Source organism: Billgrantia desiderata, from assembly GCF_900108215.1.
Taxonomy (GTDB): Bacteria; Pseudomonadota; Gammaproteobacteria; order Pseudomonadales; family Halomonadaceae; genus Halomonas; species Halomonas desiderata.
This window is the reverse complement of the sequence record NZ_FNVC01000001.1, coordinates 311,608-323,419: the sequence shown is the minus strand read 5'-3', so window position 1 is coordinate 323,419 and position 11,812 is coordinate 311,608. Positions and strand designations below refer to the sequence as shown.

Annotated in this window: 16 protein-coding genes and 1 tRNA gene; 7 read left to right on the top strand and 10 right to left on the bottom strand. The window is 64.8% G+C overall.

Annotated elements, in window-relative coordinates; translation table 11 throughout:
* Positions 1–38: 38 nt before the first annotated feature.
* A complete protein-coding gene (pdxH, locus tag C4S71_RS01510; protein ID WP_103967966.1) occupies positions 39–680 on the top strand; it encodes a pyridoxamine 5'-phosphate oxidase in 642 nt (213 codons plus the stop codon).
* A gap of 73 nt (positions 681–753) precedes the next feature.
* On the opposite strand, the gene C4S71_RS01505 is transcribed toward pdxH, so the two are convergent.
* Positions 754–3,501, bottom strand: a complete 2,748-nt coding sequence (locus tag C4S71_RS01505) for a bifunctional acetate--CoA ligase family protein/GNAT family N-acetyltransferase (RefSeq protein ID WP_103967965.1) — start codon at positions 3,499–3,501, stop codon at positions 754–756.
* 109 nt (positions 3,502–3,610) lie between these two features.
* Here C4S71_RS01505 and C4S71_RS01500 point away from each other — a divergent pair, with 109 nt between their 5' ends.
* The 5 genes from C4S71_RS01500 (at position 3,611) to C4S71_RS01480 (ending at position 7,374) form a co-directional block, all read left to right on the top strand.
* Complete coding sequence (locus C4S71_RS01500; RefSeq protein ID WP_086511301.1) at positions 3,611–4,546, top strand: histone deacetylase family protein; 936 nt, start codon at positions 3,611–3,613, stop codon at positions 4,544–4,546.
* A gap of 100 nt (positions 4,547–4,646) precedes the next feature.
* On the top strand, positions 4,647–5,279 hold the full coding sequence (locus C4S71_RS01495) for a helix-turn-helix domain-containing protein (protein ID WP_086511300.1): 633 nt from the start codon (positions 4,647–4,649) through the stop codon (positions 5,277–5,279).
* 55 nt (positions 5,280–5,334) lie between these two features.
* Complete coding sequence (locus C4S71_RS01490) at positions 5,335–5,655, top strand: DUF1244 domain-containing protein (protein WP_086511299.1); 321 nt, start codon at positions 5,335–5,337, stop codon at positions 5,653–5,655.
* Complete coding sequence (gene moaB, locus C4S71_RS01485; RefSeq protein WP_086511298.1) at positions 5,652–6,173, top strand: molybdenum cofactor biosynthesis protein B; 522 nt, start codon at positions 5,652–5,654, stop codon at positions 6,171–6,173. The genes C4S71_RS01490 and moaB overlap by 4 nt, the downstream gene beginning before the upstream one ends.
* Positions 6,166–7,374, top strand: a complete 1,209-nt coding sequence (locus tag C4S71_RS01480; RefSeq protein WP_103967964.1) for a molybdopterin molybdotransferase MoeA — start codon at positions 6,166–6,168, stop codon at positions 7,372–7,374. The genes moaB and C4S71_RS01480 overlap by 8 nt, the downstream gene beginning before the upstream one ends.
* Here the strand turns inward: C4S71_RS01480 and C4S71_RS01475 are convergent.
* The 7 genes from C4S71_RS01475 to C4S71_RS01445 all read right to left on the bottom strand — a co-directional run bounded on the left by C4S71_RS01475 (position 7,354) and on the right by C4S71_RS01445 (position 10,704).
* Positions 7,354–7,947, bottom strand: coding sequence for an acyl carrier protein phosphodiesterase (locus tag C4S71_RS01475; protein ID WP_103967963.1), 594 nt, complete (start codon positions 7,945–7,947; stop codon positions 7,354–7,356). The two genes, C4S71_RS01480 and C4S71_RS01475, sit on opposite strands and share 21 nt — an antisense overlap.
* 9 nt (positions 7,948–7,956) lie before the next feature.
* Positions 7,957–8,310 (bottom strand): TusE/DsrC/DsvC family sulfur relay protein, encoded by a 354-nt coding sequence (locus tag C4S71_RS01470; protein WP_103967962.1) that lies wholly within the window; start codon positions 8,308–8,310, stop codon positions 7,957–7,959.
* Entirely contained in the window at positions 8,310–8,600 is a 291-nt protein-coding gene (tusB, locus tag C4S71_RS01465) for a sulfurtransferase complex subunit TusB (protein ID WP_086511294.1), read from the bottom strand. The genes C4S71_RS01470 and tusB overlap by 1 nt, the downstream gene beginning before the upstream one ends.
* Before the next feature lie 27 nt (positions 8,601–8,627).
* A complete protein-coding gene (gene tusC, locus C4S71_RS01460; protein ID WP_103967961.1) occupies positions 8,628–9,005 on the bottom strand; it encodes a sulfurtransferase complex subunit TusC in 378 nt (125 codons plus the stop codon).
* Positions 9,006–9,018: 13 nt separating this feature from the next.
* Positions 9,019–9,411 (bottom strand): sulfurtransferase complex subunit TusD, encoded by a 393-nt coding sequence (gene tusD, locus C4S71_RS01455; protein WP_086511292.1) that lies wholly within the window; start codon positions 9,409–9,411, stop codon positions 9,019–9,021.
* A 71-nt stretch (positions 9,412–9,482) separates the two neighbouring features.
* The gene (locus tag C4S71_RS01450) at positions 9,483–10,151 is read right to left on the bottom strand and encodes a Bax inhibitor-1/YccA family protein (protein WP_086511291.1); all 669 of its coding nucleotides are present in this window, start codon (positions 10,149–10,151) and stop codon (positions 9,483–9,485) included.
* Between the two features lie 109 nt (positions 10,152–10,260).
* Positions 10,261–10,704: an NUDIX hydrolase gene (locus C4S71_RS01445; protein WP_103967960.1), complete on the bottom strand. Its 444-nt coding sequence runs from the start codon at positions 10,702–10,704 to the stop codon at positions 10,261–10,263.
* A gap of 287 nt (positions 10,705–10,991) precedes the next feature.
* On the opposite strand from C4S71_RS01445, the gene C4S71_RS01440 reads away from it, so the two are divergent.
* Positions 10,992–11,081, top strand: a tRNA-Ser gene (locus tag C4S71_RS01440).
* Positions 11,082–11,200: 119 nt separating this feature from the next.
* Here C4S71_RS01440 and C4S71_RS01435 read toward each other — a convergent pair.
* Complete coding sequence (locus C4S71_RS01435) at positions 11,201–11,545, bottom strand: helix-turn-helix domain-containing protein (RefSeq protein WP_103967959.1); 345 nt, start codon at positions 11,543–11,545, stop codon at positions 11,201–11,203.
* Positions 11,529–11,771, bottom strand: coding sequence for a type II toxin-antitoxin system RelE family toxin (locus tag C4S71_RS01430; RefSeq protein WP_200825216.1), 243 nt, complete (start codon positions 11,769–11,771; stop codon positions 11,529–11,531). Before C4S71_RS01430 ends, C4S71_RS01435 begins: the two co-directional genes overlap by 17 nt.
* Positions 11,772–11,812 lie beyond the last annotated feature (41 nt).

Sequence of the window (11,812 nt, the reverse complement as noted above, 5' to 3'; positions counted from 1 at the left end):
CAGCGGCGACCATAGATGACAAAGACGAGGAGTACGCCATGACACGCAACATTGCCGATATCCGGCGCGATTACGAGGGCGGCAGGCTCGAGGAAAGCATGGTGCCCGCCGAGCCCATGGTGCTGTTCGACGAGTGGCTGACGCTGGCGCTCGATGCCGAGGGCCAGGACGGCAACGTGATGACCCTCGCCACGGTGGACAGCCAGGGGCTGCCCCATGCGCGCATCGTACTGCTGAAGGGCTCCGATGAGCGCGGTCTGGTCTTCTACACCAACTACCACAGCCACAAGGGCAGCGAGCTGGCCAACGTGCCGCATGCCGCGCTGGTGTTCTGGTGGCCCTCCCTGGGACGTCAGGTACGGGTAGAGGGACGGGTGGAGCTGGTCGGCGAGGAGGAGTCGGATGCCTATTTCAACAGCCGGCCCCGCGCCAGTCAGCTGGGCGCCTGGGTTGCCACTCAGAGCGTGGTGATCCCCGACCGGCACTGGATCGAAGAGCGTCAGCACCGTTTCGAGCAGGCCTACGAGGGTCAGGACATTCCGCGTCCGGTGCATTGGGGCGGCTATCGCGTGGTGCCGGACATGATCGAATTCTGGCAGGGGCAGCCGAGCCGGCTGCACGACCGCATCCGCTACGAGCACCGCGAGGGGAGCTGGCGCTCCTTCCGCCTCGCCCCGTGAGCTGAGCGGCAGGAAGCCCTGATTTCATGTAACGAGCGAAGATATCGAGCGCAGTAATGAATCAGGGTTTCCGCTAGTCGGGCAGGCTTTCCAGACGTAACCTCTGCCATTCGCTCTCCGGCTCGTTGAGCCGCAGCACGGCGTCCACCACCTGCTCCTCCATGTTGTAGCGGCAGCGAAAGCCCAGATGCTTCATCAGGGCCCGCATGGGGTGGTTGTCGACCATCACCTTGCCGATCATCTCCAGCGTGCCGACGCTCTTGCAGTAAGCGATCATCTTGCGCATCAACAGGCTGCCGAGCCCCTGCCCGGCCATGTCGTCGCGCACGATGATCGAGAACTCGGTGCGGATGTTGTCCGGGTCGTTCCACACCCGGACCACCCCCAGCATCTCCTTGCCGCCGTCTTCCTTCTGGTGCTCGGCAATGAACGCCATCTGACGGTCGTAGTTGATGTGCGACAGGATCGACAGGTCGCGCTGGCTGAGATCGGACTTGTTGTGAAAGTAGCGAAAACGGATGCTCTCCTCGGAGAGCTGACTGTGGAAGCTGGTGATCAGGGGCGCGTCCTCGGCGCGAATGGGGCGCACCTCGACCTGCATGCCGTTGTTGAGCGTCACCCACTCTCGCAGCTCTTCCGGGTAAGGCATGATCGCGAAGCGAGCCGGGGTGCCGAGATCGAGGGCGAAATCCACCGCCACCACCCCGTCGCGGTTGAGCAGCAACGGGTTGAGCTCGAGCCCGCGCAGTTCGAGCAGATCCGAGGCCATCTGCGAGAGCTTGACCAGTAGCTGGCACAGCCGCTGCAGGTCGCGCTCCGGATCGCTGGAGTGCTCGCGAATCAGCCGCGCGGCATGGGTGCGCCCCACCACGTCCGCCGCCAGGGTCATGTTCAGCGGCGGCAGTGCCACCTGTCGGTCGGCCAGGATGTTGACCTTGTAGCCACCGATGCCGAACACGATGAGCGGGCCGAACACCGGGTCGCGGGTGATGCCGGCACAGATCTGCATCGACTGCTTGCCCCGCTGCATGGACTGCAGGCAGTACTCGCGGATCTTCACCGGGGGGAATTTCTCGTGCACCTTGTGCCCCAGCCGGGTGAGGCCTTCCGCCACCTGCTGGGGATCCTGCAGGTCCTGCAGCAACCCCGCTGAAATACGGTGAGGGTGCTTGCGGTAGCGAAACGGCCGGCAGTTGCCGTCATGCACCACCTTGAGCGCCCAGGGCCCTTCGAGATTCCGAGCCGCGGCAGCGGCTTCCTCGGGCGTGTGCACGTAGCGGCTCGACGCCACGGGGATGCCGTAGGCCTCCAGCACCTGGGCGGTCTCGGAGTGGGACAGCATCTCGCGCCCCTCTGCCCTGGCCTGCTCGATCAGGGTGCGGCAGCGGGCGCGAATGTCGGGCGTGGTACTGAACGGCAGGCTGGGCGGGGTTTCCTGCAGCAGCGCCTGCACGCGCTGGTAGTCGACCATGTGCATGAAGGCCTTGACCGCCTTCTCCGGCGAAACGTAGGTCGGTATGCCCGCCAGGCTGCACTCGTGACGCGCGTAGAGAGCGCCTTCGAGCCCCATCCAACTGGTCAGCAGGTTGCGCTTGAAGCGCTTGCGGTTGGCGATCAGCGCCTGGGCGGTGACCTTCGACGGGGCCAGACGCGTGGGGGCATGCACCACAAGCACCGCGTCGACCCCGGGGTCGGCGGCGACGATCTCCAGGGCGTCGACGAAGCGCTCCGGTGTGGCGTTGCCGCCCAGATCCACCGGATTCTCGCCGGGCTTGCTCATGTCGAAGTCGCCCTTGCGCAGCGCCGCGCGGGTCTCCTGGCTGAAGCTGGCCAGGGTGCCCCCCGCGCTGATCAGCTTGTCGATGGCGAGCATGGCGGGCCCCAGGCCGTTGGAGACGATGGCCAGGCGGTCGCCCTTGAGCGGCCGCATCTGCGACAGCGTCATCAGTGCATCGAACAGCTCGTCGGAGTCGTTGACCCGCACCACGCCGGCGCGGGACAAGGCGGCATCGAATACTACGTCGCGGTTGGCGATGCCCGGCGTGGGCGGCATGCCGGAAAGGTCGGACTGCGGTGTGCGCCCGCTCTTGATCGCAAGCACCAGGCGATTGCGCGAGGCATCGCGCAGGGCGGTCATGAAGTGCAGGGAGTCCTGGATACGCTCGAGATGCAGCAGGATGGCCTGGGTCGGGGCGTACTGGTTGATGTAGTCGATCAGGTCGGGAAGCATGACGTCGACGCTGTCGCCTACCGTGATCAGATGCGAAAAGCCGATGCCGCGACCCGCCGCCCAGTCGATCATGGCGTTACCGAGCATGCCCGACTGCCCGAGATAGGCGACCTTGCCGGCCTTGACCGGCTGGCTGGCATAGGAGGCGTTGATCCGGCGACCCGGCACGATCAGTCCCATGCATTCGGGGCCGAGCACACGGAGGCCCGATTCGCGTGCCGCCGTGAGCATGCGCTCACGGATCGATCCCTTGTCGTCTTCGGCTTCGTCCAGGTGAGCACCGCCGGACAGCACAACGGCCGCCTTGACACCGATTCTGCCGAGTCGCGATATCACCTTGGGCAGGGTGTCGGCCGGGGTACACACCACTGCCAGGTCCGGCGTCTCCGGCAGCTCGGCGATGCGCGACACGCAGGGCTGCTCGAAGACCGACTCGTAGCCCCTGCGGTTGACCGCCCACAGCCTGCCGGGAAACCCCGCTTCCTGGAGATTCCGGATCACGATACCGCCGATCGAATGGGGCTTTTCCGAGGCGCCGATCACCGCGATGGTGCGCGGTTCGAAGAAGTGGCGCAGGAACCGGGTGCTCAAGACGTTGCCTCCACCAGGACATGAAGATGCTTCCCTGTGTACGACTTATTGACACTGTTGTGCAAGGGCTTGCGCGCATTAAGGTGACTTCAGTCACTCTGGAGTTCATATGATCACGGCGTTCATCTCGCATCCCGACTGCGACCTTCACCATATGGGCCCGGAGCACCCCGAAAGCCCCCTGCGTCTCGAAGCCATTCGCGCCCGCCTCGCCCTCAGCGGACTGTTGCAGCAGACCATGCAGTCGGAAGCGCGTCCGGCTAGTGAAGAGGAGCTGGCCAGGGTCCATCCGCTGCGCCATCTACGTGCCCTGGACAAGTGCGTTCCCGCAACGGGCATCGTCACGCTGGACAGCGATACCCTGATGAACCCCGACAGCCTCAGCGCTGCCCGCGTAGCGGCGGGCGCGGTGATCCGCGGGGTCGATCAGGTCTATCGCGGCCAGGCCGACAACGTCTTCTGCGCCGTACGCCCGCCCGGCCACCACGCCGAGGCCACCGACGCCATGGGCTTCTGTTTCTACAACAACGTCGCGGTCGGCGCCGCCCATGCCCGCGCGCGCCACGGCGTACGCCGTATCGCGATCCTCGATTTCGACGTGCACCAGTGCAACGGCACCATCGACATCTTCAAGGACGACCCCGACATCCTGATCTGCACCAGTTTCCAGTACCCCTTCTACCCCTGGCGCTACCTGCGCAGCGAGTGGCAGAACGTGGTCAACACGCCGCTTGAGGCAGGCACCGACAGTGCCGCCTTCCGCAAGGCGATCGAGGACGACTGGCTGCCGGCGCTGCATGCCTTCAAGCCCGAGCTGGTACTCGTCTCGGCCGGTTTCGACGCGCATCGCGAAGACCCCCTGGCCGAGCTCTGCCTGGAAGACGAGGACTACTACTGGATCACCCGGCTGGCGCTGGACATCGCCGCGCTGTATGCCGACAACCGCCTGGTCTCGGTACTCGAGGGCGGCTACGACCTGGATTCGCTGGGGCGCAGCGTAGAGGCACACGTCAAGGCACTGCTGGGGTTGCCCTTCGAGCAGTGAGCCGTCGGCGCCAGGCAAGCCAGGGGCGTGTTGGTGCGAGGCACGCCGCCCCTTCTGTGGTACGCTTTGAGAAACTCTGTTTCCAATAGTGAACCGACCCATGCCCGCCAATACCGATCAGCAGGCTGCACTGCGCATCGCCTCGGGACGCAAGCCGTTCGTCGAGCCCCTGCGCCTGGGGGAGCGACTCAAGGAAATTCGCCTGTCCAACCAGTGGACGCTGGAGGATGTCAGCCAGCGCACGGGGCTGGCCCGCTCCACCCTGTCCAAGATCGAGAACAACCAGATCTCGCCGACGTTCACCGCCGTACAGAAACTCATCAACGGTCTGGGCATCGATCTTCCTCAGCTGCTCACCCCACCCAAGGTGCAGACACGCACCATGGGCCGCCGCGACCTGACCCGCCAGGGCGAAGGCGAACGCCACCCGACCCCTACCTACGAGCATGAACTGCTCAGCTGCGAGCTGGCCCAGAAGCGCATGATCCCCTTCAAGACCATCGTGCGGGCGCGCAGCTTCGAAGAGTTCAGCGAGTGGGTGCGTCACGACGGGGAGGAGTTCCTGATGGTGCTGGAGGGCGAGATTCGCCTCTATACCGAATTCTACGAGCCGCTGCAGCTCTCCCGCGGCGACAGCATCTATTTCGACAGCGACATGGGCCACGCGCTGGTCTCGGTGAGCGAAGACGATGCAGTGGTGCTGTCGGTCTGCACCCGTGGCGATGCCGTTTGAGCCCACCGGCGCAGCAGTTTTGCTATCCTGAGGCGATTTCAACAGGAGCCAACGTATGCAGCATCTCGACGACGCCACCCGCACTCAGCTCGAGGCCGCCGCCTTCCGCCGCCTGCTCCGGCATCTGGACGCCAACAAGGACGTGCAGAACATCGACCTGATGATTCTCGCCGACTTCTGCCGCAACTGCCTGTCGAAGTGGCTGGTGGCGGCCGCCGACGAACAGGGTGCCGAACTCGACTACGAAACGGCACGCGACTACGTCTATGGCATGCCCTACGAGGAGTGGAAGGCCAAGTATCAGCGCCAGGCCACGCCGGAGCAGCTGGCCGCCTTCGAGGAGCGTCAGGCGCGCAAGCGGGAGTCGAGCTCATGAGCGAGACGATGATTCCGCTCAACGTGGCAGTGCTCACCATTTCCGACACCCGCGACTTCAACAACGACCGCAGCGGTGCCCTGCTCGCCGAGCGGTTGACCGAAGCCGGACACCGGCTGGCCGAGCGCCGTATCGTCATCGACGACGTCTACCGTATCCGCGCGGTGGTATCGGAGTGGATCGCCAACCCCGAGGTCCAGGTGATCCTGACCACCGGGGGCACCGGCTTCACCGGTCGCGACTCCACCCCTGAGGCGATATCGGTGCTGCTGGACAAGCGCATCGAGGGGTTCGGCGAGCAGTTCCGCCAGCTCTCCTGGCAGGAGGTCGGCAGCTCGACCATCCAGAGTCGCTGCCTCGGCGGCCTGGCCAACGCCACGGTGATCTTCTGCCTGCCAGGTTCCAGCGGAGCCTGTCGCACCGCCTGGGACGGGCTGCTCGCCGAGCAGCTCGACAGCCGCCACAAGCCGTGCAATTTCGCCAATCTGGTCATTCCGGAGCGAGGCCAGCATGTCTGAACTGCAATCCGTCGAGGCGGCCCTGGCTGCCCTGCTCGAGGGTGTCGTCGCCGTCGATGCGGAAATCGTCGACTGCACCCAGGCCAGCCGTCGGGTGCTGGCCGACGAGGTCATTGCCCGGCTCGACGTGCCCCCGTTTCACAACAGCGCCATGGACGGCTATGCGTTGCATCATGCAGATGCCGGTCAGCGCCTGCCGATCGTCCAGCGGGTTGCCGCCGGTGTCTCGCCGCAGCCGCTCATGCGGGGCACCTGCGCGCGCATCTTCACCGGGGCCGAGCTTCCGCAAGGCGCCGACTGCGTGGTGATGCAGGAGCAGGTCGAGGTCGTCGGCGACGCCGCCGACATACCGGCCCAGGTACCGGCCGACAACAACGTGCGCCATCGCGGCAGCGACGTGGCGGCCGGTGCGGTGCTGCTCGAGGTCGGCCACCGCCTGGATGCCGCTGCACTCGGGCACCTGGCCAGCCAGGGCGTGGTCGAGGTAGCGGTACGGCGACGGCCACGGGTCGCTCTGCTCAACAGCGGCGACGAGATCGTCGAGCCCGGCCGGCCGCTGGCGGCCGGTCAGATCTACAACACCAATCGGCCCATGTTGAAGGAACTGCTGGAGCGCTTCGGCGCCGAGGTCACTTTCATCGCCACCATGCCCGACGATGCCGAAGGCACTCGCGCCATGCTGGCGCTGGCCGCCGACCAGGCCGAGGTGGTCGTCACGACCGGTGGCGTCAGCGTCGGTGAGGAAGACCACGTCAAGGCCGCCATCGAAGAGATCGGCCGGCTCGACCTCTGGCGCCTGGCTCTCAAGCCCGGCAAACCGCTGGCGCTGGGCCGGCTCGATGCCAGCGACGGGCGCGAGGTGCGCTTCGTCGGACTGCCCGGCAATCCGGTTTCCAGTTTCGTTGCCGCCTGGCTGTTCCTGCGGCCGTTGATGGGCGCCCTGCTCGCCTGCCCTGCCCTGGCCACGCTGCCTACCCTGAGTGCGCGGGCCGACTTCTCCACCCGTGCCGGACCGCGGCGGCACTACATGCGGGTGGCGCTGAACATGGCCCAGGGCGGGGTCACCGCTCACGCCTTTCCCGATCAGGGCTCCGGCGTGCTCTCCTCCTGCGTCAAGGCCGATGCGCTGGCGGTGGTGCCGGCCAACGCCCAGGTCAACCCGGGCGACAGGATCGACTGCCTATGGTTGCGGGTCGATTGAGCGCTTGCCCGGCGCGGCTTCCAGCGCTTCGATGACGGCCGGCCACAGCCGGTCGAAGTCGCGCTGCAGGTTGCCGTAGTCCGCCTCCAGCCAGGGTACCAGGGCGGCCAGTCGATTGGGGCCCGACAGGCGATTGCCGATGCCCCGTACGGCGTCGCAGGTGAAGGTGAAGTCGGCGTAGCGGTGCAGCCAGTCCTGGGCGACCAGGGCCGGAATCATCCGCTCCAGGCGAGCCGGTGCGGGCCGGTGGCTCAGCACGCGATAGCTGCGCAGCACCAGGCGAGACTCCTGGGTTTCCAGCTCGAGCTCACGGGCCACGAAATGATCCCACAGCAGGTCCAGCGCGATGCCGGCGTAGCGGCGATGCTCGGCAGGCGCACGTCTGCGTGCCGACAGCACGACCGGATGCCCGTCGACGAAGGCATCGACCCGGCGATGATGGCGAATGCCCAGCGCCACCTCGGCTGGCCAGGCGGAAAGGTCGCTGCCCTTGACCCCATCGGCGATAAGATTGCCGTAGAGAAAGTCGTCGCTGCCGCCGCGGGCAAGCCAGGCGTGGGCCAGGAAGTTCATGTGAGGCCGTCAGAGGCAGTTGGCAGGTTTCGGCAGCCCGGCAAGGCGGGCCGTCACCTTGGCAGGGCTGTCGGGGAACAGGCGCATCAGATGCAGCGAGCGCCCCTTCTCCGGCCCCAGAGCCAGCCCTACCGCCTTGACCAGCGGGCGCATGGCCGGTGAGGCCTGATAGCGGGCATAGAAATCGCGGATCACCTCGATCACCTCCCAGTGCTCCTCGCCGAGTTCACGTCCCTCCTCGGCGGCCAGGGCCTCGGCCACGGCCGGCGTCCAGTCGCTGAGCTCGACGAGATAGCCTTCGGGGTCCAGGGCGATGCGTCTGTCGCCGACGTTCAGATAGCGTGCAACCTCGGTGGAAGCCATCAGAACCAGCTCACTGTCTTGTCGGCTTCTTCGGTCAGAGTGACGAAGCCATCCACATCGACGACCTGAACGCTGGCATCGCACTGGCCCTCGAGCCCGCGTGCGTGCAGGTCTTCGCGCAAAGCGAACAGGCGCCCCTCAACCTGCTGGAAATGACGCACCTGGGACGTCAGTGCACCCAGTACGCCATCCTCGACCAGCAGCAGGCGGTCCGTGTCGCTCATGGCGGCGAGCGCTTCGCGATACACCAGGCTCGAACTGGGCGGTCGGTTGAGAATATGCAGGATCATGAAGCCTCACAGTGGCATCGAAGCCTATCAGAAAGTCAGGATCTGCTTGTGGCCGGCAAGTAGTTCGGGAATCGCGGTGACGGGGATTCCCGAGGCCGAGAGCTGCAGGTCCTGCTGAGTCAGGCCGAAGCTCGCCAGGGCATCCTCGACGAAGAACAGCGATTCGATGTCGTACATGGCCAGCATGTCCAGGGTGGGCGCGGTGCTCTTCTGGCCCAGCGGCCCGGCTTGCTGGCCACGGGCCAGAGCCAGTACGCCATCGCTCTGGAACAGCAGCGTCACCGACTGGCCGAAGGCCGCGGCCACCAGCGCCGCATCCAGGCCTTCGCGCAGCCAGCTGCTGCCATGCGGTGCATGGCGCAGGATGACCAGCAGATCTCCGGTGGCAAGGGCGTGTGACGACATCCGTTCGTTCTCCTCAGGGGGCAAAGGTCACCAGGCGATCGACGCTCTGCCCCAGGTCGATCAACTGACCGAGCCCCGTCAGTTCGAAGGGCGGCTCGACGCTATGGCCGTGCTTGCCGTGGCGGCTGGCCTCTCGCTCGTCGAGCATGCCGCGGCGCAGAGCGGCGGCAATACACACCTGCAACTGCGTACCATGTTCGGCATTGAGTGCGCACCAGGCATCGTGGAGATGCGGTTCGTCCTGGGGCGGTGCGGCCAGGCGGGCGGCGTTGTACACCCCTTCATGATAGAAGAAGACGCACTCCAGGCGGTGGCCGCGGGCCAGCAGCGCCGAGGCGAAGCGCAGCGCGGAATGAGACGCCTGGCTGCTGTAGGGCGCTCCCTGGACGAGTAGAGCGTAACGCATGGCGGTACCTGTCTTCTCAAACGCGCAGGCCCCGCATCAGCGGGGCCCGGCGATACCCTCGTGATCGGCGATCAGTCGTTGCTCATGATGCCGAGCAGCGCCAGCAGGCTGACGAAGAGGTTGTAGATCGAGACGTACAGCGTGATGGTGGCGAGGATGTAGTTGGTCTCGCCGGCGCGGTGCACGATCTCGCTGGTCTGATAGAGGATGGCGGCCGAGGCGAACAGCACGAAGCCGGCAGATACCATCAACATCAGGGTGGGGATCTGGAAGATCAGGCCTGCGACCATGGCCAGGATCAGCACGATGGCGCCTGCCAGCAGGAAGTTGGCCAGGAAGCTGAAGTCCTTCTTGGACACCAGTGCCACGGCGGAAAGCCCGATGAAGGTCAGGCCGGTCATGGCCAGCGCATTCATGATCAGCGCGGGGCCGTTGGGCAGGGCCAGATAGGCACTGAGAATCGGGCCGAGGGTGAAGCCCATGAAGCCGGTGAAGGCGAAGGTGGCCAGCAGTCCGGCAGCCGAATTGGCGGTCTTGTGGACGAGGAACATCAAGCCGTATGCGCCGATGAAGAACACGAAGATGTTCATCCGCTCGACGCCCATGGCCATGGCGGCACCCGCTGTGACGGCGGAGAACAGCAGTGTCATCGCCAGCAGCGCGTAGGTGTTGCGAAGAACCTTGTTGGCGCTGACGGCCTGGGACGAGTGCTGGGCCACATGTGTGTCGTGATAGGCCATTGATCGAGAGCTCCCTGTAGTTGATCTTGGTTGATCTCAGCAGTGGACCAAGGATGCCGTCGGTTGGTTCCCGACGCAAGTCCTTAGTTCTACAACGCTCAACGCATCTTCATCGCGAGTATAGTGGTTCGAACAGCGAAGCGCCCACCCGCCGGGTGTTCTCGCACAGCTCAGGCTCTTCCCCGATCTGCCTGCGGTCGAGCCAGCGGATTTCACTGGCATCGTCGCCGGCAACTGCAATTCCGCCGAGCGCTCGGCAACGAACCACGACGATGACGTAGTGGTGCAGCAAGCGCCCTTGGGTGTCATGCTGAATCTCCTCGACGGCCGTCACGACACGCTCCGCCTCGGCTTCGATCCCGGTCTCCTCGCGCAGTTCGCGCACGGCGGCCTCGAACAGCGCCTCGCCCGGTTCCACACGGCCACCCGGCAGTGCCAGCCTATTGGCGTTGGGCGGCTTGGTGCGTCGCACTACCAGCACCCTGCCCTGCTCGATTGCCGCCACCGCGACGGCGACGATGGGGCCATTTTGTGTGTCGTGCGGGGCTGACATGACGACTCCTCGGCGCTAAGGAAGCGCTGCACAAATGCCTACGCGAGCGAATCACTGCGTTGCGCGGTGCTCGGAATCCTCACATATACCCCATATGCTCCGGTTGACTCGAAGCCTGCGGCTTCTCGCCCCTTCGGGGCCAGCCTACGGCTGTTTGTCGCTTCGCTCGGTACTGCGCTCCGTGCGCCTTGTGCTTCATCTCGCTCGTCGATTTGTTCAGTGCTTCCCTAACGCAGCGATGCTCTTGACCTTATGAGCATAACTGGTAATATTCGCCCCCGTGAGCCGGAGGGATGGCAGAGCGGTTGAATGCACCGGTCTTGAAAACCGGCAAGGGTTAACGCCCTTCCAGGGTTCGAATCCCTGTCCCTCCGCCACCTAGTCTTTTAGAATTAAGCGCCTACGGGCGCTTTTTTCGTTTGCCCACCATCCAACCCAACATCATGCAGATAGGCGGCATGCTCACCGCATGCCGCCTATCTACTCAATGTTTCGATCAGTCGTTCAATGTGAGCTGACTGACGTGGATCCCCAAGGCTGCCGCCGCTTTCTTCAAGGTGGCATGCCGTGGCCTGGCGGTGGGTCGCTCCCACTGAGCCACTTGGGCTTGGGAGACTTTCATGCGCTCTGCCAGCTCGGCCTGGGTCATGCCCAGGTACTCACGCCAGCAGCGCAACAAAGGCAGATCATCGGTCAGATGACGGCTTACCACTTCATGTGGCAGTGTCAGGGCATCGACTTTACCTGCCCGCTCCACCAGCTCGGTGAATTGCTCCAGCGGCACCACGGCATAGCGACGACCGGCCTGCTCACTGATGTGATAGTCAATATGTGCGTTCATCGCGCTTTCTCACCTCCTCGATGGAGACGACCTTCAATCCGGACTCGACGTCGAACAAGACACGATAGCGTCCCACTCTCATCCGATATTGGTATCGGTGATTCTTCAGGCGTTTGATGTCATTGGCCTGCATGGCTTCGGGCCAGTCCTTGAGCGATCCGACGCTCTCGACGATACGACCCCGCTCCGGCAGTGGGATCTTCTTCGCCTGTTTGGCTGCCTTCAACGTCCACTGTACATGATGCGTCATAAGTTTTTATAAGTTTA